Raw genomic sequence first — 26,843 nt, 5'->3', positions numbered from 1 at the left:
CTTTATTGTACCTGCTCGAGTCGAAATCGCGCCATATAAAAACCGTCTCCCATCGACGAAATCGGCCACTGACGTTCTTCCAACAGGCATACATTCGGGCAATCCTTCAAAACGGCGCGCGCCACATCGCCATTTTCGGTAACATCCAGGCTACAGGTCGCGTAGACGGCCTCTCCACCGGCTCGTAACAACGACAGACCGTGTACGAGTAGCGCTCGCTGTTTATCGGCGTACTGCGCCAGATCGCGCTCAGTAAGCTGTAGCAGGATATCAGGGTGACGACGAATCGTCCCCAGTCCAGAACAGGGCGCATCGATTAAAACGCGATCGGCTCGGCCCCCATCGGGGAGTGAGAACGTCAACGCATCCTCGCAAGCCGTTTGTAAAATAGTCACGCCCAAGCGGGTGGCGTTTTCCTGTAGGCGCGCCATTTTGGCGGCGACCGATTCCACCGCCCACAGAACGCCGCGATTGGCCATCAACGCCGCCAAATGCGTGGTTTTACCGCCCGGCGCCGCGCATAAATCGACAACGGTTTCGCCCGGCTCAGGCGCAAGAAAGCGGCTCACGCGCGCCGCGTTGCGATCCTGAACAAAAAAAGCCCCCTCCGCAAAGCCCGGCAATGCTACAGGCGACCCATAAAAGCCGGACAACGTAAGACATTCGGGCGGATCGTCCTCTAATACGGCGCACGTCACGCCCGCTGACATCAATAGAGTCTTCAAGTCCTTCGGTGATGTCTGAAGCGTGTTGACGCGTAACGACAGCGGCGGAGGGTCGGCCAACATTCGGGCCATGGCCAGCGTTTCGCTTTTGCCGTAATGAAGCAGCCAGCGAGCGCCAAGCCATTCAGGTACATTCCATACCTGCGCCAGATGCGCAGAAGGTTCCGCTTCAAACGATGGCGGAATCCAATCGCCAGCAGCCTGTTGGCGCTGGACGGCGCGTAACATCCCATTGACAAAGGCAATAGAAGCCTTCGACAAGCCGCGCCGCCTGGCCTGCTCAACGGTTTCATTCAGAGCAGCGTACGGAGGAATTTCGTCGCCATCCAGCAATTGAAACAGTCCTAACCGTAGCAGCGCGCGGACGGGGGGGGCCACGCGAGACCAGGGAAACTGACTTAATGCTTGCAAACGGGCTTCATAGGGAAGCCAGCGCCGCAATACGCCATACGTCAGCGCTGTACAAAAACGGCGATCTTCCGAGCGCCATGAGGCGCTTTTCGCCGAAGAGAAAACGCGCTCCAGACAGGCGTCCAGCTTTAACGTTTGATGACGCCGCCCGGGCGTACGGCGTTCAAAACGCTCCAGGATCTCCCAAGCCGCCTCTCGCGCAGAAAAGGTCATTTAAAACATTGCCTGTTATCCATTGTCTGGCCAGTCTAGCAGGAACGGCCCAAAGGCCAAATCCCCGCTTGCGGAAAAGACGAGGCGGGGATTTGACAAGAAGAACAGAACGTTTGAGCAGCGTCTGGACGCGTGTCTATTTAAGATACATGGGACGCGGCACATAGTGCGTATGCAGCAAATGATGCGACTTCTCACTGAGCGGCTTACCGAGAAAGTCATCATAAACCTGATTAATATAGTAGTTTTCGTGCGAACAGCGCACATGCAGGGACTTATCTTCGTCGTAAATACCCTTCATCCGCTTTTCGCGCGTGCCGTCGGTCACGCCGTAGGGCTGTCCGCCACCGCCAATACAGCCGCCAGGGCAAGCCATAACCTCAATAAAGTGCCACGGCAAGGGTTCGCCTTTTTCCTTGGCTTCGCGCACGCGGTTGATAACGGCTTCCACGTTGCCCAGACCGTGCGCCACTGCCACGCGCACTTCCGTGCCGTTGACGTCGACAGCGCCCTCTTTCACGCCTTCCAAGCCGCGGGTCGCCAGAATGTCAGGATTTGAGAGGTTCTGACCGGTCACATTAAAATACGCGGTGCGCAGAGCCGCTTCCATAACGCCGCCCGTATTGGCAAAAATGGTTCCAGCGCCGCTATAGTTACCCATGAGATGATCTGATTCTTCTGGATCCAGATTCAGCAGGTCGATACCGGCTTGCTTAATCATGCGGGCCAGTTCCCGCGTGGTAATCGAGACGTCTACATCCTGGAAACCAGAAGAGCGCATTTCTTCCGAGCGATTCACTTCGTACTTCTTCGCGGTACACGGCATGACTGACACCACGCGCATATTGGCGGGATCGAGTTGCCGCTTCTCGGCAAAATAGGTTTTAGCCAAAGCGCCCAGCATCATTTGGGGCGATTTGCATGAAGAGAAGTGGGCGATCATGTCGCTGTGATACTTCTCCATGAAGTCCACCCATGAAGGGCAACAGGTAGTAATCAGCGGCAGAACGCCCTTGCCGTTGGCGAAGCGCTCGACGAACTCGGCGGCCTCTTCCATGATCGTGAGATCGGCGCTGAAGTTGGTATCAAATACCGTATGGAAGCCCAAGCGCCGCAGGGCTGCGTAAATCTGTTTGGTGAGATTCACGCCCGGCTCCAGGCCGAAACATTCGCCTAGCGCCACGCGCACCGCCGGAGCGATTTGCGCTACGACGTGAAGATCTTTGTTCTGCAGCATATTCCAGACTTCGTCGGTCTGGTCGTATTCATGAATCGCGCCAGTCGGGCAATGCGCAGAGCACTGGCCGCAGCGGACGCACGGGCTATCGGCAAGCAAAATGTCTCCTGCCGGCGCCATCTGAATATTGATGCCACGATTCAGGAAAGAAAGCGCCCATACGTTTTGGACATTCTGGCAAATATCAACGCAGCGGCCGCAGCTAATACACTTGTTAGGCTCCAGCACGATCGACCGGGTGGAGTCGTCGTCGCGCGAATGATCAGGGGCTTTTACGCCAAACGGAGTTTCTCGTACGCCGAACGTCGCCGCCAACGATTGAAGTTCGCAATTGGTATTACGGCCGCAAGTGAAGCATTCGTTGGGGTGATTGGAGAGAATTAACTCAACGACTGACTTCCGAATCTCGACGATCTCAGGATCCTGCGTCACGATGCTCATACCGGCTTCAATCGGTGTGCAGCAAGCGCGCAGCATTTTGTTGGAGTTACCCACCTTGACCACGCAGATACCACAGGCGGCGGTGGCATGCACATCCGGGTGCTTACACAGCGTAGGGATGCGGACATGCGCGCGCTTGGCGGCGTCAAGGATGGTTTCTCCCGCCTGAATGGCGACGTCAAGGCCGTCAATCTGGGCAGTGAGGGTTTGGGGTGCAGTTGCGGTGGGCGCCATGGCTCTGTTCCTTACCAGTTACATACGGCTAAATGTCAGGACGCTCTCATTATGGGAGAGACAAAATCAGACTCAGGAAGCAGCGCCCGCAGGAGCGGCGGCGGCCTTTTGCTTCTTCAGCTCCATCTGGTATTTGACCAGCGCCACGCAACGACGCGCGCGACAGGTACGATCTTCGATGTGCTGACGATATTCTTCAGCGTACTGGCGAATCGTGGACAGCACCGGATTCGGCGCGGTCTGGCCCAAGCCACACAGCGAGGCCTTTTGCATCGCGTGCGCCAGCTTCTTGAGCTTATCAAGATCCGACATTTGAGCGCGCCCTTCGCTGATAGCTTCCAGAATCTCCTGCATACGCTTACCGCCCACGCGGCAGGGCGCGCACTTTCCGCAGGATTCCTCAGCGCAGAAACCAATATAGAATTTGGCAAGATCGACGACGCAGTCGCCCTCATCAATGACAATCATCCCACCGGAGCCCATGATGGAGCCCAGCTTCTGGAGATTTTCATACGTCAGCGGCGTATCAAGATGCTCTTTGGTAATCAGGCCGCCGGAGGGGCCGCCGGTTTGAACGGCCATAAACGGCTTGGCGGAAATGGGTCCGCCCCCGATATCAAAGACAATCTCTCGCAGGGTTGTGCCCATGGGGATTTCGATCAGGCCGGAGTTCTTCACTTTGCCGGTCAAAGCGAACACTTTTGTACCAGTAGATTCAGGCGTGCCGATGCTACCATACCAGGCGCCGCCACGCTGAAGAATCGCCGTTACGTTAGAAAGGGTTTCCACGTTGTTAATCACGGTGGGATGGCCCCACAAGCCGCAATCGGTAGGATAGGGCGGGCGTGGACGCGGCGTCCCGCGCTTGCCTTCGATAGAGGCGATCAAAGCCGTTTCTTCACCGCAGACGAAGGCGCCGGCCCCCAGGCGAATTTCCAGATCGTAAGAAAACTCGGTTCCTAAAATGCGCTCGCCCAGAAAGCCGTACGAGCGCGCAGCGTCGATAGCCTTCTGAACACGCTCAATCGCCAACGGATACTCTGCGCGGATGTAAAAATATCCCTGGCGGGCGCCGACCGCGAATCCGGCGAGGATCATGCCTTCGACGACGCCATGCGGATCGCTTTCCATGATGCTGCGATCCATGTAAGCGCCCGGATCGCCCTCGTCGCCGTTACAAATCATATATTTTACGTCGGCTTGCTTTTTGTTAGCAAAATTCCACTTCACCCACGTGGGGAATCCCGCTCCACCGCGTCCGCGCAAGCCGGAAAGGCGCATTTCTTCGATGACGCCTGCCGGACCCGCATCGGCCAGCAGATGCCGCAAGCCGCTGTAACCGTCATGGGCAATGTAGTCGTCGATGCATTCGGGGTCTACGATACCGCAATTGCGCAATGCGATGCGCACCTGGTGCGGGAACATCTCATCGGTAGGTGTTGAAGATTCCAGTGCCTGGCCGCCCTGAAAATGCTGAGCGACGATTTCACGCGCCTGTTCAGGAGTAACGCGCTCATAAATCGTGGGCTTGCCACCCTTTGGCTTGACTTCGACGACAGGATCGGCGTGACAGCAGCCAATACAGCCCATTTTACGCAAGGCCTTAACGGCCAGCGATCGCTGCGCCAACTCGTCTTCAACGGCGGCCATGACGTCTTCCGACCCGGCGGCGACGCCGCCGCTACTCATACAGACTTTGATCCATTCTTCTTGCATACCCTGGCGTTCGGCTTTGATGCGTTGCAGGTCGTCGAGCGTCTTTTTCATCGCGGCGGTTTCCTTACTTAATCGTGTTTCTTGAGCGTAAGAAGAAGCTAAGCGCTATAATTTGAAAGGATAGCGGTCACGTCATCCGGCTTTACTTTGCCGTAGACCTTCTCGCCCACTTTAATCACGGGCGAAAGCCCGCAACAGCCAATACAGCGGACATTTTCAATTTCAAACGCCCCGTCCGGCGTGATTTCGCCTTCCTGAACGCCCAATTGCGCTTTGAGCGTCTCGAGAATATCGCCAGAGCCCTTGATGTAGCAGGCCGTCCCCATACACACTTGAATCTTGTTTTTCGCGGGGGGCGTGAGGCGAAAATAGTTATAGAACGTAAGAACTTCGTAAATCTGGGCCAAGGGCACATTCAAACCGCGCGCCAGTTGCTGGGAAATATCGCGCGGCACATACCCGAGCGACTTCTCGATTTCGTGGAGCGCCATAATAAGGTTGCCGGGGCGATCTTTCCATAAATTGATCAGCGCTTCGACTTCGGGACGATGCGTTTCCTGACGAGGCGAGGGGGATGTCATACGAGGAGCCCTTTCCTGATCTGCTTGGCGTGATAGGCCGGGAGCGCGACCGCCTCTTTCTCGGCAAAAAGCCTGCCAAAAGCACGCAGACGCAAGCCTGAGAAGCAAATTTTCCGAGAGAGAGGCGGCGTTCGGGCATACGGGAGGAGAAAGAAGAGAATTCGCAAAGAAAATTCAGCCCGAAGAGAGTCAGCGTCACGGTTTGTTGACAGCTCCTATCATACCCAAGACCGTCTGATAAACAGATTAGCTATTAAGCCATTGCCCAAATGGCTAATCCAGTCCAATCTCAGTGGCAAAGGCGACAAACCGCATTCCCCCGATTCTCTAAATCATCCATTAGAAGGAATTGGAGAGACAATCGACTTCCTATAATGCCCTTAAAGATGCCGCCAAACAGCCTGTAAAAAGATGAGTCAGCCGCCTCTACTTAAGCTGTAGAGCAAGCAGGAGAAAAATTGATGATGTTCAGAGCGTTTCACTCGTTCTTTTCGCCTGCAATAAAAGGGGTCGGCCGACTGACATATCCTCAAAAATTTAGCATCGTCGGCATTTTGTTTCTGATAATAGTCGCTCAACCCTTATGGAATTTTTACGGTTTCGTCAACACAACCGAGACACTTTCTAAAAGTGAACTCATGGCAAGTGAGTACATGCGTCCCCTCAAGTCGCTGATGTTCAAACTGTTAGCGCACGAACTCACCGTTAAAAAAATTCAAACAGGTAAAATCAGCAATGAAGAAGGGGCCAACACCCTGCGTCAATTAGAGGCTGATATTTTAGCCTTGTCTAAAACCGTACAGGAAAAACAACAACAGTTTGGAAGCGATCTCCAGTTGAATGAACAAGCACAGCCTTTTATAAGGCTTATAAATTCAGAGGGATGGAAAGCAAAAGAAGCCCAAGCCGTTAGTCTTGCGTCGCAACTGCTCCAAGACGCCGCAGATAAAGGACAAATTACGCTTGACCCCGAAGAAAACACCTACTACTTAGGCACTATTTTATATGATCAGGTGGTAAAAAGCGTCAAAGTGCTACCGGCTTTAGAGCGGACGGTGGATGGATTAATGACAAGCCGGCAACTGGACGCGCGCTCAGCCCGTGAGTTGCCTGTGGCTGGAGATGCTTTTATTCACAATACGCATCAGGCGCTCGACAATCTGGACCGGATTATTGCCCGTACTCAGGACAGCGAAAGCGTTATTGCTCTTAAGAAAGCGCGATCAGATTATGCAGTCCGTACAAATCCTCTGATGAATTCTTTGGAAAAAGACATTCTCAAACGCTTTTTACGTCCTCAGAGTTTTCAAACTCCCAACCATATATTCCGCAACCAAGTTGATTTGGCGACAAGCGCTCAGGAACCGCTCTTCGATGACGTGATTCAGGTATTTGATAAGCTTGTTGAAAAGCGCATCCAGCAAACGCGGGCGCCATTAAATCAAACTTTATGGATTACTGCTTGCGTACTGTTAGCGGTCGCCTACTTTATGACAGGATTTTACCTGTCTGTGACAGGGACAGTGAGCCGCCTGCAACGCGTCACCGCCGCCGTGGCGCAAGGCGACCTGACCGCCGAAGCGCCCGTCGACACCCGCGACGAGTTAAGCCGCGTCAGCACCTCGTTTAACGAGATGGTCGTCTCCTTCCGCGAAATCGTCGCCAACCTCAAAGCCAGCGCCCAGGACGTCATGAACGCGTCTCAGTCGCTGTCTGCCACATCCACCCAAATTAAACAAGGCGCTGAAGAAGTCAGCCAGCTCTCTTCTTCGGCCTCACAATCCACCACCACCGTTGACAATAGCATTAAAACCGTGGCGGCGGCGGTGGAACAGTCTTCTTCCAACCTGCAACAGGCCCATTCCGCCAGCTCTCAGGTGGAGCAGAATATCCATGACGTGGAACAGGCCGCCGAAAAAGTATCCGATCAGATGCAAAACGCCTCGGCCGCAGCGGAAGAAATGTCCGCCTCCGTTAACACCGTCGCCAGCGCCATCGAAGAAATGAGCGCCTCTCTGGGAGAAGTCTCCCAGAACGCCAGTCATGCCCGGCAAATTGCCAACAACGCAGAACAGAGCGCGCAAAGCACCAAAGAAACCATGCACGCGCTGGACGCCTCCACTCGAGAAATCGGCGACGTGCTGGAAATTATCAGCGATATCGCCTCACAAACCAATCTGCTCGCACTCAACGCCACCATCGAAGCCGCCAACGCAGGAGACGCCGGCAAGGGTTTTGCCGTGGTCGCCAACGAGGTCAAAGCGCTGGCGCAACGTTCTGGCGAAGCCACCGAGGATATTCGTCGCCGCATTGAGGGCATTCAAAGCAATACCGATGCCGCCATCAATGCCATGAACGAGATCTCCGGCATTATTGCCAACGTCAACCAGTTTATTACCTCCATTGCCAGCGCGGTCGAAGAGCAAACGGCCACCGTGAACGAAATCAGCAACAACGTCAACAGCGTCGCAACGGCTGCCGACTCGGTTTCCGAAAACGTCCAGCAAACCGCCGGGCTCTCGGTGGAAGTCGCACAACGCGTCCAGCAAGCCAACGTCGGCGTGCAGATGATCTCGCAAAGCATGAGCGAGCTGGCCAAAGGCTCCGACGATATCGCCCGCAGCGCGGGAGAAGTCGCCGCCAGCACGGGTGATATGACGCTGACGGTCGAAAAAGTCTCGCGCTCCAGCGCCGAAAGCCGCAGCGGCGCCGTTCGTCTGGAAGGCGCCGCGCGAGAACTCTCCGGCGTGGCTCAAAAACTGGAAACCGTCGTCAACCGCTTCCGCATCGCCAGCTAAGGCGGCGATCGCCTCTGCCAAGCATAAAGCGCCCCCAGCCTGCGGCTGCCGGGGCGCTTACATTAAATTTTCGTCGGCGTTTTATTACCCATTGATAATACGAAGACCTGTTGGAGCGGAAACCTCTGGCGCTCTAAGCGCCTTGTTTAATTCTGCATCAAAGTCTCCAGGGCAATTGTCCTGCCTCCAGTTTCTACCGTTGGAAGAAACCGTTTCTGAATTTTCTAAGCGTTTGTTGTTGAGAGCATCATAAAACGCTTGAGCCCCCGCCTTTTCAGTAGGACTTAAGGGCTTATCTTTCGGAGCTTTTGTTTCAAAATGTGTAACCGATCGCTCGCTGGCGACAGCGGCATTAAGATACCTTTGACATGTAGCACTTATAGAACCAGCCATTCTTAATTTCCCCCAATTACCCAACCTAATTCGATTTCAAATCAAGTCATTTTTCTCTATTTAGAAAGTTTTTTATCCAAGGCCTGAATATCGTTTCTGAAATATTGTTGGCAGCCATTGCCCTCATCCTTGAGGATGCTTATCATAGACTTCAAATAGGCTGCCATGTCTGAAGAAGAATGCGCCTGTCGAGCCGCACCTTGGGCGGTCACCAAATGCGATCGACAAATCGACTTAACGCCTTCGGTGTGAGTCGGCTGCTGTTGAATTGAGCCCATACAAAATTCCCCTACAGGCCTCACCCACCCTAACGGCCTTGTATGGGCATAAACGCTCCATTGTTTTTTTTAATGCCGGTATGTAACAAATGTAAAGTTCAGTCGCGGCTGGCAGGCTCAGCTTCGGGGCTCAGGGCGCGCTTGCCTTCGATACGAATGACCTGAAGGCCTTTAATTTCCCATTTGGCCGCTTCATCCTGGCTGTAAGCGATGGCCACTTTCACGCGCAGCGCATCCCCTTCCAGCGCATGAAGGTTGATCCACTGGCGTGGACGAAGGGTGAGGGTGCGACGCGCATCTTTCGCCGTCTGGTCGCTAAGCGGAGCCAGAGGCGCATCGGGCGAGGCGACGGTTTCGCGAATCTCGCTAATGAGCGCTTCGCCCGAATAGAACATCACCTTGGTGCCAAGATAGTTTAACTGGCGCTGGGAACGGTTTTCAAAGGTCAGTCGCAGCGTAGGCAACAGCAGACCAGCGGCCCGATCCACCTTGGGCGTGATCACCATCTCGCTAAGCTCCACCGGGTAAAGCGTATCAGGGGATACGCCGGTGCGCTTGATGATTTGATCAGCCTCAGTAAAGTAAGCTTCAGCTTCTTTTTGCTGGCCTTTGTCAAACAAAGCCTTGCCTTTTTTAATCAGCATATTGGACAGCTTGATGCTGATGATTTCCGGGTTGGCGTCAAAGGCTTTGCGATACCATGCGATAGCCGGGTCCAGCTGTTCGCCGCGTTCATAGAGTTCAGCGACCTGAATCAGGGTACCGGAATCGTAGCGATAGCGCAGCGAACGTTCCAGATAAGCCACCGCCAGATCGGCGCGGCCCTGATTTTCCAGGTTCTGGGCATGACGGCCCAAGGCGGCGGCCAGCTTGGTTTTTAGCTTGTCTTCAGCGTCGTAATCTTTCACATAGTAAAGCGCCCAACGGTACTGCCGAATGGCGCGGGCGAAATCGTTATCACGAGAAATTAAATCGTCGCCCCAACTTTCATAAAACTCATACAACGCCACGTCTAAATCGCGATCCTTAGGGGCCGATTTTTTTGCGGCAAGCAAGGCTTTTTCGCCTTCCTCAAAACGTCGTTGAGCGATGAACAGCTTGCTATGGGCAATTTCTGCTGCATTATCGTTTAAATCACGATTTTTCAGCGATGAGGCCAGCCGGAATTGTTTTTCAGCCTTGACGCGATCGCCCATCGCTAAATAAGCCTTGCCAAGTTCAACGCGGCCTTCGTAACTATCATCGTATTTATTCACCAGCATCTGTAAGGTATGAGTCGCCCATGCGAGCTTACCTTCTGCCATCTGGCGGCGTCCCCGTTGCAGCAGATCATCATGATCGCTATTGCGAAAGAGGATTAACCCGGTAAAGGCCAGCACGGCCAAGGCCAAAGCAGCCACAATGGTGGTCGCAGTTTGAGCGCCTACGTTGAGGTAAAAATTCCCGAAAAAGAAATGTCGACCGGGGCGACGACGCCGACGTCCACGAAACCACATGAGGGGCAAAACCTCCAGACTACCGCGATAAAAGGGCCAGATGGCGCTTCGGACGTCTCTCTCAAGGCCCGAACCCTATTGTAACGCAAGCGAGTCGTTTGCGGGCGAGGCCTTTTGCTCGGCTCGCGCGGCACGGTAGCTCAAAATCAGAGGCGTCGCCGTCAATAACAGGAAATTCAGGATATGAATGTTGTTCAAAGACGTAAACGAAAGCAACTGAAACGCAGCCAGCATCAAACCAAAGCGTCGCGGCCAATCCCATAAGCCGTTCTGGACAGGCGTAATCAAATACAAAGGAAAGATCATACCCAGATACCAGGCGTGGAACTTAGCGCTCGCCAGCGCCAGAAACGCCGTTAACAGAAGCATTATCCAATACGCGAGGCGTTGCGAAGATAATACAGCGCTCGGCAGACAAGCCAACTCTCGCCAGAAACGGCGCAATGCCCATCCGTATAGCCCCACAAAAGCAAGAAGCGTGACAATGCGCAGCGCTTGACGCGTCGTATCGTCCCAGCCGCGCAATGCCGGAACCCAGCGCCCCGCATAGAAGACGACGCGACCTAAAGCGGAGTGGATCGAATGCTGAGCCATGACAGCATTCTGAGCCATTTTAGGCCATCCCACGATCGCCATATCCTGAAGATAAGGTCCCGCCAAAACGATTAGCGCTAATACGCAAGTCAACGCGCCTATCATCAGAGAGCGCCAGCGCTTGTGACGGATATCCATAAGCGCCGTCAAGGGCAAAGCCATCAGAGACGCATATTTCGTCAAAGCGGACACCATTATTGCGGGCAACGCCCCCGCAGCATACCGCTGCGTCGTCAACAGCCACAGCGCAGCAAGAAGCCCCGCAGAGACCCACAGGTCGTTATGACCATTGGCGATCATCTGGAGCAGCATCAACGGATGCCAGCCATACAAGAGCGAAGGCAACCACGGGCGCGCCAAGCCCCAGCGTTGCGCCAACTTCCAGAGCATCCAGCAGTTAAAGAGGTGCAGCGTCAGAGCCGAAAGCTTCATCAGCAAGAATGCCAGCCAGAAGCGACGGCCTGAGATAAGACAAATCCCCTGGACAAAACGCGTAAAAAGAGGCCCGTAAGGGGACGGATTTTCAACCCAATGCGCATGAAACATAGGGTCGGCAGCCCATCCAGGCGTGTGCGCCAACGGCGCGACGTAGGGATTCAGCCCATAAAATGCCTGCTGCGCGCCTCGATTAATGTATCCATACAAATCGCTGGAATCGAAAGGAACTGTCACCAGCAGCAACACGCCCAGACCCGCGTTCCAGGCAATCGCGTGTTTGAACAAACGGCTGGCGTCGCCAGAGCCCAGCGTTAGCGCCGATTCCTGACGCATCACCCGCCGAGCCAGCCAGAAATAAATCACAGCAGATGCGCCAATGATCGCAAACAAAGCGCCGTCCATCAACACTTCTTCGGCAATGCCGCCGGAGACGCCCGTCCAAAGACGCCAAGGACGCCACGCGTTTTCAATCAAACGCGAAGGATCTACGCCAGAATGCACGCAGATGGCAAGCAGCGCGACAGTGGGCAGCGAGAGTAGTCCATAGCAAAAAGCGCTCGCCAGCCCTGCCTGCGTGATTAAACGCTCGGTCGAAACTGGCGAGGGGGTACTCTGGACGCGCTTCACGCTTTAGGCTTATTAGCAGGAAGCACAGGGGCAGGTTTGACGGCAGCAGCAGAAGGCTTTGCAGGCGTCGACTTTACTGCGGGTGAAACCACACCCGGAGCAGTGGCGGCAACGGCAGAAGGGCCCATTTCGTTCAACAAAGCGGTCATTTGCCCGCCCATCCACTGAAAATCATCCTGAAAAGACGCATCAGGATTGGTGGATTGTCCCTCGGCGCTCACCATCGCTAAAACCTTGACCCGTTCTCCTCCATCAGGTAAAAAGGCGCAGAGCGCCGGCATTTTACCTTTTTTAGTGGAAGCGGACGCTTCTACGGCGTGAACTGGACCGCGAGCCGTTTTCAAATCAAGGACGCGATTCACAGATACTTCACCATTCGCATTCGGATTATTGGCGCTATTAACAACTTCCTGGAGAAACGCCTCTAATTGCTTGGGATCTCGTGAATTAATTTTGGCGAGATCCGCTTGAGACAACGCCATACGTATGGCAAACAACATTGTTTTTGTACGCTTGTTTATCAACATTGAAAATGGCACGGACTCACCCGAGCGCTTACTGTCAGGGAGTTTTATAGAAAAAATCGGCTGATAATCAGCCGGGGGCTTGCCGTTAAACAGCTCAGCGACCGTCTCTTTAGCGGCGCCCTGATAAGCATTGAAGCCCCACAGGCTCAAGCCCCCAATAATAAGCGCCAACACCAAGATAAGACCCAGACAGCCGCCACAGCCCATTATCCATTTTTTATTCATGTTGATGCTATCTCCTAACAATCTCTCGTATCGCGACTTAACACCATTTTTACAACAGAGACCTAGCGATTCAAAGTAGGTTCTTGCGACGCAGGAATTGAAACGATTGCGTCTTCAGCAGTCTGCGCCCGAGACACTGCCCGCAGACTGACGCGTCGACGAGAAGCGGGGCGGCGGCTCTGTTTAAACCAGGCAATGATCGCGCGCGCCAAACGCCTGGGATTGTGCCGCAGGGTCGAAAACTCGTTTTCATCTAACAGCAACTTCTGGGCCACGGTAACGCCCATGGCTGAAAGCCTTTCCGCGTCCACTATCACCGGCGCGCAACCGGCTTTTTCGTATTTCTCGATCAGCGAATCCGGAAGCCAGTTATTCAAGAAAATAGCGTTAATAATATTATCCTGTCGCGCATGATCAAAAATAGCCTGCACATGGTCAGCAGCGCTATAGCCATCCGTTTCGCCTGGCTGGGTCACGATATTGGCCACATACGCCTTAGGCGCAGGGCTTTGAGAAATGGCGCGCGAAATTTCCGGAATTAGCAAATTGGGGATGACGCTTGTATACAGACTGCCCGGTCCTAAAATAATTAATTCGGCATGCGCGATGGCTTTTATGACGTCCTCCATGGGTTTTGGATTTTCCGGTATCGAGAACAGACGGCGAATCCGGCCATGATCACGCATAGTCGGGATATCCGACTCTCCTTGCGCAATGGAGCCGTCTTCAAATTCTGCGCACAACGCCACATTATCAAGCGTAGAAGGCAGCACTCGACCCCGAATATTCAGAACATTCGACGATTCTTTAATGGCCGACACCATATCGCCCGTCACCCGGCACATAGCCGTTAGAAAGAGATTGCCAAAGCTATGACCTTCGAGCCCTTGCCCGTTCGAAAACCGGTATTGAAACAACTCGGTAATCAGCTTTTCTTCATCCGCCAGCGCCGCAATACAGTTACGAATATCGCCAGGCGGGATGATGCCTTGCTCCTTGCGCAGACGCCCGGAACTGCCGCCATCGTCCCCGACCGTCACGACAGCCGTAATATTACTCGTATAATGTTTCAACCCGCGCAACAGGGTCGATAATCCGGTGCCGCCGCCAATGGCAACCACATGAGGGCCATTGGCGAGTTTACGCTTTCGGTATAGAGCCTCCAGCAAGGACCCTGAACCTACGTTCATGGCGCTATACAGCGTGCCATAGGTTTTTTTCATGCCGTAATAAAACAATGCGACGCCCAGCAGCAGCACAACGGGGCCGCTAGCATTAGACGGCACCAACAAGGCCATTTTTTGAAGAATCGGCAGCGCCAGATTAATTAATTTGGTGACGGGCTGTAAATTAAGGGCCCATGCCAAGCCGAAAGCGATGCAGATGAGCCCGCTAAGGGCGATTATCACCCATCGCTTGACTGACAGGCCCGGCATTAGCCAGATCGCCTTTTTGCGATATTGCTCAAGTCCCATACTAGCGGTTGAGGCCTCCGGTCGGGGCGGACGCGTCGAGGGCAGGTTCCGCGGGTTTCGCCCAGAAGGCGCTATCGCGATGCGTCACCACGACATTATACTCAGGAAACGTCTTGCGCAGGAATCCGCCCAGCGCCTCGGTCATACAAACCGACCGATGCTGACCGCCCGTACAGCCGATGGCGATAGACGTTCTCAGCTTGCCTTCTTTTTGATAACGCGGCAACACATCAGCGATTAACGCGGTCCATAATCGCCAGAAATCGTCAACCCCGGGCTGAGACCAGATGAAGTCGCAGACCGGGACGTCAAGCCCGCTCATCGGGCGCAAGGCGGCATCATAATAGGGGTTGGGAATGAAGCGCATATCAAACGTCCATTCAGCGTCACTCGGCGCTCCGCGCTTAAAACCGAACGACTGTAGATAAATCGTCATAGGGGCATTTTCAGCAGGAACGCCTAGAATTTTGCCGATTTTCTGCTCCAGTTCGCCACGCGTATGCGTACTGGTATCAATGGCGTAATACCCGGGCGAAAGCGCTTGCTTGATGGATTTAAAGCATGCGAAGGCATCTCGCTCATGACGAATAGCGGCCAGCAAGCCCTGCATCCGGGCTTCAAGAGGATGACGCTTGCCGCTGCGCAGGTAACGCGCCGCCAGTACCTCCTCCGGGGCGTCCAGTCGCAACAGGCTGAAGTCATCTCCCTCTGCGCGACATTGCGCCTGAAGGGCGGGCAAACCTTGCGCAAGCGCCGCTAAAGCCTCAGCGTCCAACGTTTCGCCCGTCAAGGCGATCGCCAGTCGCGGATGGGTCCGCCGCAAGCCCTGAAACACCTGCGGCCATTGCGACGCCGAGACGCCCGCAACCGTCATGAATCCTTGGCGGGCAAAACTTTCCAGCGCGCTGCTCAAGCCAGAGCCAGCGGGTCCTGCGACCAGAAAATAAGTAGAGCCGTCTGAAGAAGCGCGCTCTACACCCATCCCGACTCACCAATCGCCGCAATAGGAAGACACACGGGCTGCCCAATCAAGCCGTAAACGGATTCCGCCAGTTCGCTGGCCCCGTCAAGTCGGGGACTAATGTGTAAAGAGCGGAACGACACCGGCGTCAGTCGACCGTCGGCTGAAGTCAGCGCACTCTCCTGAACAAGCTGTCGCGCCTGATCGAGCGCGCCCTGCGGATTCAAATCATCATTAAACAAGGCCCTGGACAGGCAACCCTCACCGTCATAACGTTTTCCCAGATAGATCTCAGGCGCAGCGCGCAAGCCAGTTTCTTCTACCAAACGCGTCAACACGGGTCCCGCCGGCGCAAGCAGGGTTAGCCAAGGGTTAAAGGCGATAATGGCTTTAGCGACTATCAACGCGTGGTCGAAGTCTTCCACAAATGCGCCATACAAGGCGCCATGAGGTCTTACATGCGCCACTTCAACAGACTGCGTCGCCGCCAAGGCATGAAACGCGCCTAACTGGACGTGAATCCAGGCCGTGAGGGCGTCAGTCGAGATATCAAGGCGCTCATACCCATAATGAACCGGGTCCGGATAGCCGATGTGAGCTCCAACCGCGCAATGATGGGCGCTGGCCACCGCCATGGCTTCGCATATCAGAGCAGGGTCGCCGTCATGCACGCAACACGGAATATTGACGGAGCTCACAGCCGATAGCAGACGGGAGGCGTCCTGTTCAAAAAAAGCGCGATCGCGCGTCTGGCCGAAGTCGGTATTCACGTCAATATAGCGTTTGAGCTTGCCGGTCAGCACGACTTTTCCGGCCGTATCAATCGCTTTGACGGCTTTGCCGCCGAGTTTATTCGTCATAAGAAAAAGGCGCTCCTACATCGGTTCTCTTTCATCGTATTTGAAGCGTGCGCCTGCGCGCAAGGCCTGACGTGTGATTGACGACGCTTTTTTTTGTGGCAAAATCGCCACGGGAGACAGTTTTCGGCCTCAAGAGCGTTCTGCGGAATCGACTTAAGCCCGGTTTCCTGTTTCAGAGTCAGAAGAACTTGCAAGTAGTAATGACAGGGAGACGCGCATGACCACAGCGGCGCCGGATAGAATCAGCGAAGGTCGGGTAACCCAGATCATTGGACCCGTCGTGGACGTCGAGTTTCCGCCCGGCCAGTTGCCGGAGATTTACACCGCCCTGCGCATCGAAGGCGTGACGCCAGACGGTAAGCCCTTGCGCCTGACAACCGAAACCCAGCAACATCTCGGCGATAATCGCGTGCGATCGGTCGCTCTCGACAACACTGACGGCCTGACGCGCGACATGAAGGTGATCAACACCGGCGCACCTATTCTGACGCCAGTCGGTCCGGCCACGCTGGGACGCATTTTGAATGTCCTGGGCGAGCCCGTCGATGAGCGCGGCCCCGTGCAGACGGAGGAACGCTGGCCGATTCACCGCCCCGCTCCCACCCTGGATCAACGCACAACATCCGTGGAGATTTTTGAGACCGGCATCAAAGTCGTCGATTTGCTGGCGCCTTACTCTAAAGGCGGTAAAGTCGGCCTGTTCGGCGGCGCGGGCGTCGGTAAAACCGTCATTATTATGGAATTGATCCACAACATCGCTCAAGAGCACGGCGGCGTCTCGGTTTTTGGCGGCGTCGGCGAGCGCACGCGCGAAGGGAATGATCTTTATCATGAGATGAAAGATTCCGGCGTTCTGGATAAAGTCGCGCTCGTTTACGGCCAGATGAACGAGCCGCCGGGCGCACGTTTGCGCGTGGGCCTTACTGCGCTGACCACGGCAGAATACTTCCGCGATCAGAGCAAGCAGGATGTGCTACTGTTCATTGATAATATTTTCCGCTTCGTGCAGGCAGGCTCGGAAGTATCTGCGCTGTTAGGCCGGATGCCCAGCGCTGTGGGCTATCAACCTACGCTGGCAACCGAGATGGGCGAGTTACAAGAGCGCATTACATCGACCAAAGATGGCTCCATTACCTCCATCCAGGCCGTCTACGTCCCTGCCGACGACTTGACCGACCCGGCGCCTGCCACCACGTTTGGGCACTTGGACGCGACCACGGTATTATCGCGACAAATTGCTGAGTTGGGCATCTATCCGGCTGTCGATCCGCTGGCCTCCACCAGTCGCGCCCTGGATCCGCGCGTGGTGGGCGACGACCACTACGAGATCGCCCGGGGCGTTCAGATGACGCTACAGCGTTATAAAGAACTGCAAGACATTATCGCCATTCTGGGGATGGATGAACTCTCCGATGACGATCGTCTCGCCGTGTCGCGCGCGCGTAAAATCCAACGCTTCTTGAGCCAGCCATTTTTTGTGGCTGAGACGTTTACGGGCATTCCCGGCAAGTACGTCAAACTCGAAGATTCGCTGCGCGGATTCCGGGAGATTCTGGACGGGAAATATGACGATCTGCCTGAACAAGCCTTCTATATGGTCGGCGGCATTGATGAAGTAGCGGCCAAGGCCGAACAGATGAAGGCCGACGCCTAAGGGCGTTCGATTGTTGGGAGATCCGTTCAACCCATGCGCCTGAAGATTCTCACCCCAGAACGCGTCACGTTAGACGCCGATATGATAGACAGCGTGTTTGCCCGCTCCACCCGAGGCGAATTCGGCGTGTTGAAGGGGCATATTCCGTTGGTGGCAGCCCTTGACGTTGGCCTTCTTGCCTATACGCAAGGCGGACGCCGCCACACTGCAGCCGTCATGGGTGGGGTGCTGGAGACAGATGGCAACACCGTCATTGTGCTGACCTCCGCCGCTGAATTAAGCAGTGAAGTAGATACGCTGCGCGCCCGTCATGCGCGCGAACGCGCCGAAGCCCGCCTACGAGAAAAGTCGGACAATGTAGACCTCAAACGCGCCGAGCTAGCGCTCTCTCGGGCCATTGCCCGGATCAAAGCCTCGTCATCAGCCGATGACCTTGGGTAGGCAAGAAAGTTTGTTTCTATCACTTTCCCCTTTCCCAGTTTTCGACTAAGTATTGAACGGCTGCAATTACCGGCCTGAGGGAAGAGGAGGTTGTGCCCTCGATCGCCTGTTCCAATTCCCTTAAAAGCCCAACTCTCTCTCCTGGAGTAGCAGTTTGTAATGCGCTTAGAAGCTTTTCATAACGATTTTTCTTGGCCACCGAAGAATCCCCACTCCAAAAAGTATCCCCCTCCATCGCCTCTGTCGCGATTATAAAGCCATTGACAGGAGGTATAAGGTCACTAGTTCGAGAAGGGCTGACCTTAAAGTCGGTGGGAACAAGGCCTATTAACACTTGAAATCTCCATAACGATTATCAAAACAATATTCAAATCTAAGTCAAAACAAGAATCCAGATTGACTCAAGTGCCCCATTAAAATTAGGGGCAATCATTCCTAAAAACTTTGTAAGTAGGACGCCTCATCAAAAAACCGCCGCCCGACGTTAGGCGGGGCGGCGGCTTTTTGAAACGAGAAGGGGAAACTAGCTATGAGCGCGCGTTTTTTCCGCGTTGAGTTCTACATAGCTTTGCTGATCCGCCGGCATTTCGCTGTCGAGAAAAATAGCATTCACCGGGCAAACGGGCTGACAGGCGCCGCATTCAATGCACTCATCCGGGTGGATGTAGAGCATTGGCTCGCCATCATATTCATAAATGCAGTCCACCGGACAAACGCCTACGCAGGCCTTATCCTTGACGCCTTTACACGGTTCGCTGATCACAAATGGCATGGAAAATTCCTCCAATACAGGGTGAGAACCAATACAGAACACCTGAGAACAGGGCGACTCTCCTGATCAGGACTATAGTATAGAGTCGCAGACGATTTCAAGTCGCAGTTTATCGCGGACGGCTCAGGCCCCAATCGCCATCGGAGCAGAGCCGCCGCAACGAGACTGCTCGCGTACGGAGTCGGCCAGATGCTCCAGTCCGGGCTCGCCCATCAGCGCCTTGGCGATTTTCTTGCTATCTTCAACGCCAGGCTGATCGAAGGGGTCGATGCCGAACAAGCCGCCCATGAGCGCAACCTGCACTTCGAAGAAGAAAAGCAATTGGCCCAAATGATAGGCATCGATTACCGGAAGCGTCAATGTGACGCTTGGCCGTTGCTGATTGGTCAGAGACGTCCGGGTGCCTTCAAATTCAGCTTTCATCAGCGCTTCAAAAGATTTGCCCGCCACATAGCCCAGCTTGTCGCGCAATTGCGGAAACACGTCGGGAATGGGAAGCGGACGACCCGGCGACTCGACGGCAATAAAAGTAATCACCTTGTCGTGCGGGCCTTCCATATAGAGTTGTAGCTGTGAATGCTGATCGGTAACGCCGACAGACTTGACCGGCGTTGGCCCGATATGGACTTCGTTTCCCTGGCGATCAAAGCGTTTGCCCAGTGATTCCGCATACAACTGCACATACCAATCGGCCACAAAAGACAGGGACGCAGAATAGGGCATCATCACCGACAAGCGTTTGCCTTGTTGGTAATACAGCCAATGAATCAACGCATTTTGCGCGGCGGGGTTCTGGCGCACGTCCGGGTTTTTGAGCAGCGTGTCCACTTCACGCGCCCCACGAAGCAAGGCCGCGATATCGACGCCACATAAAGCAGCCGGCAACAGGCCCACGGCAGAAAATACCGAAAACCTTCCACCTACGTCGTCTGGCACTTCAAAGGTTTGATAGCCTTCGCTATCGGCTAACGGCCGCAGCACGCCCGAGCGCCGATCGGTGACGGCAACCAGATGACGTTTCGCGTTTTCTGCGCCTACAACAGCATCCAGACGCGCCTTGAACAGCAGGAAAGCGGCCATCGACTCAGCCGTCGTCCCCGATTTGCTGATGACAATGACCAGCGTCCTGGAAAGATCCAGATCCTCCAACAGGCTCTGAATGACGTCCGCATCGACGTTATCCACAAAGTGATAACGTGGCAGACCTTGACGCTTGGCAGGATCCCGGTACGCATTCCACTGCGAAGGCAACAACGCTTTCAGCAGGGCGAGACCGCCGAGCGAGGAGCCGCCAATACCCAGGATCACGCAATCATCAAACTGACTACGAACAGACTGGGCATAAGCGTTGATCTCATCGACAAGGGCTTCATCGTAAGGCAAATTAAGCCACTTGGTCCAACACCCTTCCTCATGACGCGATCCATACAGATTTTCCACGCACTGGCGAACCGTTGCGCCATGAGTGTCAAAGGCGGCGGCCAAATCAAGGCCGTGGGTTGCGCCAATTCGCTGAGCGTCTATTCGTTGCGCATCCAGATGCAGCATACGCCGTTCCTTTCCGGTTTCAATAGCAGAAACTCCCCCGGATCGCCGTCTGTACGGAATCTTGGGAAGGTCCTTCCATTATAGGCCCAACACGTCCGGCGCCAAGAATGCCCGTTTTGCCTGGCGACTTAAGGAGATTCGACCAAGAGCAGATTCTGGCGAGCGGCGTTCAGATTTTCTCGCGTGCCAGGAGGCGCATAAGGTGATTGAGACAGTCGTTCGTAAATCGATTGCGCTTGACGGAAACGCGCCTGCGCCCGCGAACGATCGTTGGCGCGTCCCGCCGCAACGCCCTCCTTCAAGGCGAAGACGCCCTGATTAAACATCGCGGCCGCCTGCATCTTCTTGATTTCGACATTGCCAGGATCCAGGCGTTCAGCTTGTATCAATAATGTCATCGCCTGATCGGGCGCCTGCGTGATGAGCGGCGCGGCTTGGTTTAAAAGCGCGTATGCCTGACGCGTCTGCGCAATCGTCCCGGCAGCCTGATTGGTCACGTCCGCTTTTTGAGCGTAAAGCAGGCGTATGGTTTTTTCGTCTCGCGCGCTGAGCGAACTCCCTTGCACAGGGTTCTGCGAAAAGTACATGATATCGCCGGGATAGGGGCTATGGCCCTGAATCCCCAGCGCATGACCGAATTCATGGACGATCGTGCCATAGATTTCAGCAGGCGTAAGCAGCCGTCCTGCCGGGTGGGTCGTGGCGACATGCACGTCGGCGCGGGCGATAGCCGAGCCAATCTGCTGGAAATGATTCACGCCAATATAGTTATGGCTGAACATTTTTTGCCAGCTCACCCGAATATCCGCCTGCCTGGAGTCGGAGACAGTCCGGAATTTGATGACGCCGCCGCTGGCGTGCTCCCAGAGGCTCAAGGCGCGCAGCACATACGCGTTATAATCCGGGCGCCAACCGCTCACGCCTTGCCCGCTCTCCACTGCGACCTTAATGGGCATCCGCGCCGGATCCCAATGAATCACCTGACCGCGCGGTATCGCATTCACCAGATAGTTATCGGCTTTGCTGGCGTGCGCGCTAACCAGTGCAGTGGCTTGCTGTCCGGTTTTCCCAGCGGCGGTCAGCTGAGATTTTGTGATAACGGCGATATTGCGACGCGCTTTTTCCATCAGAGCGGTATCGGCGCGTTGACCATAAGCGGCTTTCAGTGATTCCCGCTCAGCAACTTTTTCAAAGGCGGCGCGCGCCTCTTTCAAACGGTTTATTTTGGCAAGACTCAGACCCAGATAAAACAGGCTCAAACTGTCACTACTGGGGCGCTCTTGGATCGATTGCGTAAAGTGCTTGACCGCGTAAGCATAGTTGCCCTCGCGATATGCGTCCTGTCCACGCTCAAAGGCGCTGACGCCCCACGCGTTCAGCGCGCCGCCCAAGACAGCCAAAAGCATCGCCGCAACACCGCGCGTCAGAAATACGGTCTTACGAATGGCCAAATCCACCGGCGGATTTTCGGGGCGGCGCCCCTGCGTCCGGCGGCTTGCTGGTAAGCGAGGACATTAATTCCTCAATGCCCTCAAGTTCCGCTTTCATTGCAATATGCAGCGCTTCGAGTTGCTCCACATCGAGATCAAAGTACGCGCACAGGTCCGCATTCACTGCCTCAGCGCGAAAGACGCCGCAGTTCATCTGGAAATTATCCACTAACGCGTTGGCGAGCGCCGACACATAAGCCAGCGTCTGACAACGAGTCGCCTGCTCGGGATGATGATGATGAGCGATGACCGCCGTAATCGTCACAGGCAAACGCCATTTATTGGCCAAAGCTTCTCCGACCTGACAATGGTCGGTACCCAGATAGCGCTGCTCAACTTCCAGAAAGGCGTCACCATGGCACGGGCGCTTGTTCGCCTTGGCCATCTGTAAGACCTGGCGATATTCATTTTGAAAGTAAACATCGAGCGCCATTTTACCGATATCGTGCAGCAGGCCTGCGCTAAAAGCGTCATCCATGCCGCTGAGACGAAACCGCTTGGCAATCAGGCGGGCCGCCATGGCAACCGCCATCGAATGTTCCCAGAAGCCGCGATGGTCGAGACCGCGCTCGTCATCAATGGTTTCAAACATTTTAAAGATACTGGCGCTCAACACAAGCCCGCGTACCGTGTTGAATCCCAAAATCATGATGCCATGCTGCACAGAGCTAATTTGTCGCTGAAAGCCATACGCGGCAGAATTAACAATACGCAACACTTTAGATGTCAGCCCCGGATCGTAAGAGATCAGGCGCGCAATTTCAGACGCTGGCGCCGTTGGGTTCGCCATGACCTCCAACGTGCGGTTCACGACATCCGGCAGCGAGGGGATGTCGCGAATGCGCTTGAGCGCCTTATCGAGCGATTTATCAGTGAACGGTGGCACAGAGAATCCTCAGCAAGCCGGTGAGGGGGAAGCGTCCTATGAGGTCAGGCATTTTCGTGCGCGCTGCGCAGCATGGACAAGCGCGCGCGATATTCTTCAAGGAGCGGAGTCAGAGAAAACGGCGTTATAGGCCGAAACAGCACGTGAACGCCCGAGCCGGAAGCCAGCGCAAGGAGTTTTCGGCGCTCGGCCTCTTGAAGGCGGGACAACGAGCTGATCAGCCCCACGCGCTCAACGCAGGATTCTTCGCGCAGACGCCGCAGATAGGCGATAATGCTGGTGACCGGATGAATTGCATCGCTGACAATCAGAACAGACGGCGAAAAAGCCTGGAGCGCCTGTTGCAAGTGAGCTCCCGATCGCGCTAAGTGAATATCCTTGCTTCGAACGCCACACAGCGTCAGCGCATCGCTCACGCGACGACAAGCGCGCTCATCGGATTCAATCACCAAGATCGAATGCCAGTTTCGCGCCTGCGTGGGCCTAGACCGCACGGGATTCATCATTGCGCTTGCCTGGCTGGACTCATCCTGCTTGCGAAGAGGGCGCAATGAGGGCGCAGAAGCCTTGGCAGCCGTCGGGGCGCTTTCTTCAAGAATGAACTGCGACGGCTCAGCCCCATAGCGAATAAGCTTGGGCAGCAGTTCTTCACTAACGCTCATCCCCGCCCGAGCCAGCAGAACGGAACGCCCGCCCTGGACGACAACGATATCTTCGCGGGCGACAAGCTGTACCCCGCTGGGAATCAAAGCGGCGCTTTCTGAGCGAGCGCCCAACTGGGGAAACCCTTGGCGGGTGGGTTGAGGCGTTAAGCGAAAGCGCGAGTAGCGAGCGCCCATCAGGCGAAACCTCCTGTTTCGGGGTTTAAGGCGATTCTTCTGGCGGTATCGGTCAAATCGCTATAAAGTCGAGGGGGCGACGTCAGAAACCCTCCACATAGAGGATCTCGCCGCGAAGCCCCCCTTATGGTAGGCTGAGAGCTTGTTTTATCGTATCTATCGCTAGTTTACAGGCGCTTTGCCACGAATCAAGAATGACAACAATCCCTTCCATGCCCTCGGACGCCCCTTTACGCTATTCTTCAGGCGAGCCATCGTCCTCGACGCTGATGGCTCGCGCCTGCGCGGTGCTGGATATCGAAATTCAGGCGCTGCAGGATCTAAAAACGCAGCTCGATGATAGTTTAAGCGCTGCGATCGGACTTCTGGCGAATTGTCAGGGCCGTATTATCGTGACCGGCATGGGCAAATCCGGTTTGATTGGCCGTAAAATCGCAGCGACTTTTTCCAGCACCGGCGCGCCAGCCCTGTTTCTTCATCCTGCCGAAGGGGTTCATGGCGATTTGGGGGCGCTGACGCTGCAAGACGTCGTTATTGCCATCTCCAGCAGCGGCGAAACCCCTGAGATTCTAAATGTCTTACCGCTCGTCAAGCGTTATGGCCTGCCGCTGATTGCGATGACCGGGAATCAGAAGTCCACACTCGCCCGCCGCGCGGACGTCACCCTGAATATCGCCGTTCGCCAGGAGGCCTGTCCTTTGGGTCTGGCGCCCACCTCCAGCACGACCGTAACGCTGGCGCTGGGCGACGTGCTGGCCATCTTACTGCTGGAACGCAAAGGCTTTACCCAGGACGACTTCGCCCTGTTTCACCCTGCTGGTGCGCTGGGCAAGCGTTTGTTGCTCAGAGTCGCCGATATTATGCGAGCAGGCGAGGCCTTGCCCATTATTACCCCGAAAACGCCCTTTCTGGAGGCGCTGGATGAGATTTCCGGCAAAAAGCTGGGCATGGCGCTGGCAGTCAATGAGAGCGGACAACTGGAAGGCGTTGTCACTGACGGCGATATTCGCCGCGCACTCACGCAACGTCGCGATATTCATACCCTGCTTGCAGGCGAAATGATGACACGCGCCCCACAAACGATTGATCCAGACGCACTCGCCGTCAGCGCTCTTCGGCTCATGGAGCAGCGAAAAATCACGACATTGGCTGTCGTCGACGCCCATCACGCGCCGATCGGGGTGGTGCATATGCATGACATTCTGAATCAGGGCGTCTCTTAAACCCTTCTCGTTGGAAGGGCGTTTAAACAAGACGGACCCGTCACTGAAACTTTATGAAGGGTCGCCGCGTAACAAAAAGCAGACGCCATTGAAACCGAGTCCCTTCAAGGGTTACTTAATGGGTTGTTCAAAAGGAGTTATGCAGGCCATGCTGAATTCCCCACGTTTCAGCTTTTCGAAACAGCGTTTTTCGACTCGGCGCGCCTTAACAATGGCCCTGCTGGCAAGCATTCTAGCCGTTTCGGCTGGGCCACGCGCGTTTGCCGATCGTCGCGACACTGCGGCTGGCGTCGGTTTTGCAGCGGGAACAAAGCGCCCTTGCCCGTTTAACGGCGGCGATCCGCGTCAACGCGCTGAAATGCAAGGCAAACTCGGCCTGAGCCAATCACAGATGGACCAGATGCAGACCATTCGCGAGCAAGCCCGCACGCAGGCAGAAACGCTCAAAGAGCGAATCCGCCAAAAGCGCGCCGAGCAATCCCGCCTGATGAGCGCTGAAGGCTATGACGAATCCCGCGCCATGGCCCTCAACGGCGAGATTACCCAGATGCGCGCCCAACTCGGCGAGCTGCGCATTCAGACAATGGGAAGAATCAAAGGGATGATGACGCCGCAGCAATTCGCCCAGTTTTCTGAGATGCGCGCCCAAAGCGCTCATGAACGCTCACGTTATGGACAACAAGGCCCTGAGGCGACAAAAGGTCCGCGCCGCAATAACCGGTAACCCGAAGGGTCTCCTTGCTTGGAAACCATGCCAACTTCCCTTCCGACATTGCCGCCATTAGCGCCGCCTTCTCAGGTCGACGTCGACTGCATTCGATTAGCGCAGTCGGGAGACGCGCGCGCCTTCTCACGCCTGGTCGGACTGTGGCTGCCGCCCGTTTACGCCTTTCTCTTCAGAATGACCGGCGACGCCCAGCAAGCCGAAGACTTGTCTCAGGAAACCTTTATCAAGGCATATCGCAACCTCTCGCGCTTTGATACCCGGCGTTCGTTTAAACCCTGGCTCTTTCGGATTGCGGTGAACACCGCGCGATCGGCGTTTCGGGCGAAACGCCCGGCGGGAATCCCCCTTGAGGAGGCCTTTATTGACGCAGATCCCGCCGGACCCGATGAAATGCAGGCGTTGGAGGCGCGATTTAATAGCCAGATCGCCCTAGAGGCTGTGATGAAGCTCGATATCCGGTACCGTCAAGCCCTTTGGCTTCGCTATCAGGAAGAACTCTCGTACGAAGAAGTCGCTGACGCGATGCAGACACCGCTGAACACGGTCCGTACATGGATTCGGCGCGGACTGCAAACGCTTCGGCGCGAACTGACAGGAGCGCTGGACTCATGACGCTATTGCAGAATAATGCGCGCGACGATGCGGCGTGGGCGCGACGTCTGTTTAACGCCTTGCCCGACGCGCCGCCTCCCGGCGGACTGATGGAGCGCATTGAACGCGGCGTTCAACAGGAGCGCGCCCGGCGACGAACCCTCCTCCGGGGCGGATGGGCGCTTGTCGCAGCCATCACGCTCTTAGCGGCAGCCATCCCATTAACGGCGCGCGTTTCTCCGCAACGCGAGGTCTCTCAAGCTCGTATTCAACAGACATTCCATCAATGGGATGCCGAGTATCAAGCGAGCCAAACAGAAAGCGACACGGCCTTTTTGGCAGCCTTGACCCCAGTAGACGCGCTCCTCACAGAAGACGGCAAAACGCCTGCGCCTACAGAACCCGATCCGCTAGCGCCCATTGTTGGATTTTAGCGGGTGTT

Annotated in this window: 24 protein-coding genes; 7 read left to right on the top strand and 17 right to left on the bottom strand. The window is 55.3% G+C overall.

Translation table 11 applies throughout. The annotated features are described in order from the left end of the window. Positions 1-2 precede the first annotated feature (2 nt). The 4 genes from rsmB to IPK79_07865 all read right to left on the bottom strand — a co-directional run bounded on the left by rsmB (position 3) and on the right by IPK79_07865 (position 5,558). Positions 3-1,349: a 16S rRNA (cytosine(967)-C(5))-methyltransferase RsmB gene (rsmB, locus tag IPK79_07880; protein MBK8190356.1), complete on the bottom strand. Its 1,347-nt coding sequence runs from the start codon at positions 1,347-1,349 to the stop codon at positions 3-5. Positions 1,350-1,485: 136 nt separating this feature from the next. Continuing rightward, entirely contained in the window at positions 1,486-3,261 is a 1,776-nt protein-coding gene (locus tag IPK79_07875) for an iron hydrogenase small subunit (GenBank protein MBK8190355.1), read from the bottom strand. A 72-nt stretch (positions 3,262-3,333) separates the two neighbouring features. Then, positions 3,334-4,977, bottom strand: a complete 1,644-nt coding sequence (locus IPK79_07870; GenBank protein ID MBK8190354.1) for an SLBB domain-containing protein — start codon at positions 4,975-4,977, stop codon at positions 3,334-3,336. Between the two features lie 98 nt (positions 4,978-5,075). Continuing rightward, positions 5,076-5,558: an NAD(P)H-dependent oxidoreductase subunit E gene (locus tag IPK79_07865; GenBank protein ID MBK8190353.1), complete on the bottom strand. Its 483-nt coding sequence runs from the start codon at positions 5,556-5,558 to the stop codon at positions 5,076-5,078. A 638-nt stretch (positions 5,559-6,196) separates the two neighbouring features. On the opposite strand from IPK79_07865, the gene IPK79_07860 reads away from it, so the two are divergent. Beyond that, the gene (locus IPK79_07860; protein ID MBK8190352.1) at positions 6,197-8,356 is read left to right on the top strand and encodes a methyl-accepting chemotaxis protein; all 2,160 of its coding nucleotides are present in this window, start codon (positions 6,197-6,199) and stop codon (positions 8,354-8,356) included. An 84-nt stretch (positions 8,357-8,440) separates the two neighbouring features. Here IPK79_07860 and IPK79_07855 read toward each other — a convergent pair whose 3' ends face one another. The 8 genes from IPK79_07855 to IPK79_07820 all read right to left on the bottom strand — a co-directional run bounded on the left by IPK79_07855 (position 8,441) and on the right by IPK79_07820 (position 16,230). After that, positions 8,441-8,749 carry a hypothetical protein gene (locus IPK79_07855; GenBank protein MBK8190351.1) on the bottom strand — a complete coding sequence of 103 codons (309 nt, stop codon included), beginning with the start codon at positions 8,747-8,749 and terminating at the stop codon, positions 8,441-8,443. A 56-nt stretch (positions 8,750-8,805) separates the two neighbouring features. Further along, on the bottom strand, positions 8,806-9,027 hold the full coding sequence (locus IPK79_07850) for a hypothetical protein (GenBank protein ID MBK8190350.1): 222 nt from the start codon (positions 9,025-9,027) through the stop codon (positions 8,806-8,808). Between the two features lie 98 nt (positions 9,028-9,125). Continuing rightward, positions 9,126-10,523 carry a hypothetical protein gene (locus IPK79_07845; protein MBK8190349.1) on the bottom strand — a complete coding sequence of 466 codons (1,398 nt, stop codon included), beginning with the start codon at positions 10,521-10,523 and terminating at the stop codon, positions 9,126-9,128. 75 nt (positions 10,524-10,598) lie between these two features. Then, positions 10,599-12,182, bottom strand: a complete 1,584-nt coding sequence (locus IPK79_07840) for a hypothetical protein (protein MBK8190348.1) — start codon at positions 12,180-12,182, stop codon at positions 10,599-10,601. Beyond that, positions 12,179-12,934, bottom strand: coding sequence for a DUF3185 family protein (locus IPK79_07835; protein MBK8190347.1), 756 nt, complete (start codon positions 12,932-12,934; stop codon positions 12,179-12,181). Before IPK79_07835 ends, IPK79_07840 begins: the two co-directional genes overlap by 4 nt. A gap of 62 nt (positions 12,935-12,996) precedes the next feature. Then, entirely contained in the window at positions 12,997-14,409 is a 1,413-nt protein-coding gene (locus IPK79_07830; GenBank protein ID MBK8190346.1) for a YvcK family protein, read from the bottom strand. A 1-nt stretch (position 14,410) separates the two neighbouring features. Beyond that, positions 14,411-15,391 (bottom strand): hypothetical protein, encoded by a 981-nt coding sequence (locus tag IPK79_07825; protein MBK8190345.1) that lies wholly within the window; start codon positions 15,389-15,391, stop codon positions 14,411-14,413. Further along, positions 15,382-16,230 carry a LamB/YcsF family protein gene (locus tag IPK79_07820; GenBank protein MBK8190344.1) on the bottom strand — a complete coding sequence of 283 codons (849 nt, stop codon included), beginning with the start codon at positions 16,228-16,230 and terminating at the stop codon, positions 15,382-15,384. Before IPK79_07820 ends, IPK79_07825 begins: the two co-directional genes overlap by 10 nt. 217 nt (positions 16,231-16,447) lie before the next feature. On the opposite strand from IPK79_07820, the gene atpD reads away from it, so the two are divergent. Both atpD and atpC read left to right on the top strand, forming a co-directional pair. Continuing rightward, a complete protein-coding gene (atpD, locus tag IPK79_07815) occupies positions 16,448-17,884 on the top strand; it encodes a F0F1 ATP synthase subunit beta (GenBank protein MBK8190343.1) in 1,437 nt (478 codons plus the stop codon). Positions 17,885-17,917: 33 nt separating this feature from the next. After that, a complete protein-coding gene (gene atpC / locus IPK79_07810; protein MBK8190342.1) occupies positions 17,918-18,325 on the top strand; it encodes an ATP synthase F1 subunit epsilon in 408 nt (135 codons plus the stop codon). A 523-nt stretch (positions 18,326-18,848) separates the two neighbouring features. Here atpC and IPK79_07805 read toward each other — a convergent pair. The 5 genes from IPK79_07805 to IPK79_07785 all read right to left on the bottom strand — a co-directional run bounded on the left by IPK79_07805 (position 18,849) and on the right by IPK79_07785 (position 23,860). Further along, complete coding sequence (locus IPK79_07805; protein MBK8190341.1) at positions 18,849-19,097, bottom strand: 4Fe-4S dicluster domain-containing protein; 249 nt, start codon at positions 19,095-19,097, stop codon at positions 18,849-18,851. Between the two features lie 123 nt (positions 19,098-19,220). Continuing rightward, positions 19,221-20,645 carry a glucose-6-phosphate isomerase gene (locus IPK79_07800; protein MBK8190340.1) on the bottom strand — a complete coding sequence of 475 codons (1,425 nt, stop codon included), beginning with the start codon at positions 20,643-20,645 and terminating at the stop codon, positions 19,221-19,223. Positions 20,646-20,773: 128 nt separating this feature from the next. Beyond that, the gene (locus tag IPK79_07795) at positions 20,774-22,096 is read right to left on the bottom strand and encodes a matrixin family metalloprotease (GenBank protein ID MBK8190339.1); all 1,323 of its coding nucleotides are present in this window, start codon (positions 22,094-22,096) and stop codon (positions 20,774-20,776) included. Next, complete coding sequence (locus IPK79_07790; GenBank protein ID MBK8190338.1) at positions 22,083-23,021, bottom strand: HDOD domain-containing protein; 939 nt, start codon at positions 23,019-23,021, stop codon at positions 22,083-22,085. Before IPK79_07790 ends, IPK79_07795 begins: the two co-directional genes overlap by 14 nt. 44 nt (positions 23,022-23,065) lie before the next feature. After that, complete coding sequence (locus IPK79_07785) at positions 23,066-23,860, bottom strand: hypothetical protein (GenBank protein ID MBK8190337.1); 795 nt, start codon at positions 23,858-23,860, stop codon at positions 23,066-23,068. Positions 23,861-24,129: 269 nt separating this feature from the next. On the opposite strand from IPK79_07785, the gene IPK79_07780 reads away from it, so the two are divergent. The 4 genes from IPK79_07780 to IPK79_07765 all read left to right on the top strand — a co-directional run bounded on the left by IPK79_07780 (position 24,130) and on the right by IPK79_07765 (position 26,835). After that, positions 24,130-25,083, top strand: a complete 954-nt coding sequence (locus IPK79_07780) for a KpsF/GutQ family sugar-phosphate isomerase (protein ID MBK8190336.1) — start codon at positions 24,130-24,132, stop codon at positions 25,081-25,083. A gap of 148 nt (positions 25,084-25,231) precedes the next feature. Next, on the top strand, positions 25,232-25,807 hold the full coding sequence (locus IPK79_07775; GenBank protein MBK8190335.1) for a periplasmic heavy metal sensor: 576 nt from the start codon (positions 25,232-25,234) through the stop codon (positions 25,805-25,807). Between the two features lie 27 nt (positions 25,808-25,834). Continuing rightward, positions 25,835-26,422, top strand: a complete 588-nt coding sequence (locus IPK79_07770) for a sigma-70 family RNA polymerase sigma factor (protein ID MBK8190334.1) — start codon at positions 25,835-25,837, stop codon at positions 26,420-26,422. Next, complete coding sequence (locus tag IPK79_07765; protein MBK8190333.1) at positions 26,419-26,835, top strand: hypothetical protein; 417 nt, start codon at positions 26,419-26,421, stop codon at positions 26,833-26,835. Before IPK79_07770 ends, IPK79_07765 begins: the two co-directional genes overlap by 4 nt. Positions 26,836-26,843: the final 8 nt, after the last annotated feature.

The organism is Vampirovibrionales bacterium (genome assembly GCA_016712355.1).
Classification (GTDB): Bacteria; Cyanobacteriota; Vampirovibrionia; order Vampirovibrionales; family Vampirovibrionaceae; genus JADJRF01.
The sequence above is the reverse complement of the archived record's forward strand: the minus strand, read 5'-3'. Positions and strand labels throughout refer to the sequence as shown.

What these genes read in the sequence shown, in the direction of transcription:
- rsmB (MBK8190356.1), bottom strand. Translation starts at nt 1,349, where the DNA reads ATGACCTTTTCTGCGCGAGAGGCGGCTTGGGAGATCCTGGAGCGTTTT.
- IPK79_07875 (MBK8190355.1), bottom strand. Translation starts at nt 3,261, where the DNA reads ATGGCGCCCACCGCAACTGCACCCCAAACCCTCACTGCCCAGATTGAC.
- IPK79_07870 (MBK8190354.1), bottom strand. Translation starts at nt 4,977, where the DNA reads ATGCAAGAAGAATGGATCAAAGTCTGTATGAGTAGCGGCGGCGTCGCC.
- IPK79_07865 (MBK8190353.1), bottom strand. Translation starts at nt 5,558, where the DNA reads ATGACATCCCCCTCGCCTCGTCAGGAAACGCATCGTCCCGAAGTCGAA.
- IPK79_07860 (MBK8190352.1), top strand. Translation starts at nt 6,197, where the DNA reads ATGGCAAGTGAGTACATGCGTCCCCTCAAGTCGCTGATGTTCAAACTG.
- IPK79_07855 (MBK8190351.1), bottom strand. Translation starts at nt 8,749, where the DNA reads ATGGCTGGTTCTATAAGTGCTACATGTCAAAGGTATCTTAATGCCGCT.
- IPK79_07850 (MBK8190350.1), bottom strand. Translation starts at nt 9,027, where the DNA reads ATGGGCTCAATTCAACAGCAGCCGACTCACACCGAAGGCGTTAAGTCG.
- IPK79_07845 (MBK8190349.1), bottom strand. Translation starts at nt 10,523, where the DNA reads ATGTGGTTTCGTGGACGTCGGCGTCGTCGCCCCGGTCGACATTTCTTT.
- IPK79_07835 (MBK8190347.1), bottom strand. Translation starts at nt 12,934, where the DNA reads ATGAATAAAAAATGGATAATGGGCTGTGGCGGCTGTCTGGGTCTTATC.
- IPK79_07830 (MBK8190346.1), bottom strand. Translation starts at nt 14,409, where the DNA reads ATGGGACTTGAGCAATATCGCAAAAAGGCGATCTGGCTAATGCCGGGC.
- IPK79_07825 (MBK8190345.1), bottom strand. Translation starts at nt 15,391, where the DNA reads ATGGGTGTAGAGCGCGCTTCTTCAGACGGCTCTACTTATTTTCTGGTC.
- IPK79_07820 (MBK8190344.1), bottom strand. Translation starts at nt 16,230, where the DNA reads ATGACGAATAAACTCGGCGGCAAAGCCGTCAAAGCGATTGATACGGCC.
- atpD (MBK8190343.1), top strand. Translation starts at nt 16,448, where the DNA reads ATGACCACAGCGGCGCCGGATAGAATCAGCGAAGGTCGGGTAACCCAG.
- atpC (MBK8190342.1), top strand. Translation starts at nt 17,918, where the DNA reads ATGCGCCTGAAGATTCTCACCCCAGAACGCGTCACGTTAGACGCCGAT.
- IPK79_07805 (MBK8190341.1), bottom strand. Translation starts at nt 19,097, where the DNA reads ATGCCATTTGTGATCAGCGAACCGTGTAAAGGCGTCAAGGATAAGGCC.
- IPK79_07800 (MBK8190340.1), bottom strand. Translation starts at nt 20,645, where the DNA reads ATGCTGCATCTGGATGCGCAACGAATAGACGCTCAGCGAATTGGCGCA.
- IPK79_07785 (MBK8190337.1), bottom strand. Translation starts at nt 23,860, where the DNA reads ATGGGCGCTCGCTACTCGCGCTTTCGCTTAACGCCTCAACCCACCCGC.
- IPK79_07780 (MBK8190336.1), top strand. Translation starts at nt 24,130, where the DNA reads ATGGCTCGCGCCTGCGCGGTGCTGGATATCGAAATTCAGGCGCTGCAG.
- IPK79_07775 (MBK8190335.1), top strand. Translation starts at nt 25,232, where the DNA reads ATGCTGAATTCCCCACGTTTCAGCTTTTCGAAACAGCGTTTTTCGACT.
- IPK79_07770 (MBK8190334.1), top strand. Translation starts at nt 25,835, where the DNA reads ATGCCAACTTCCCTTCCGACATTGCCGCCATTAGCGCCGCCTTCTCAG.
- IPK79_07765 (MBK8190333.1), top strand. Translation starts at nt 26,419, where the DNA reads ATGACGCTATTGCAGAATAATGCGCGCGACGATGCGGCGTGGGCGCGA.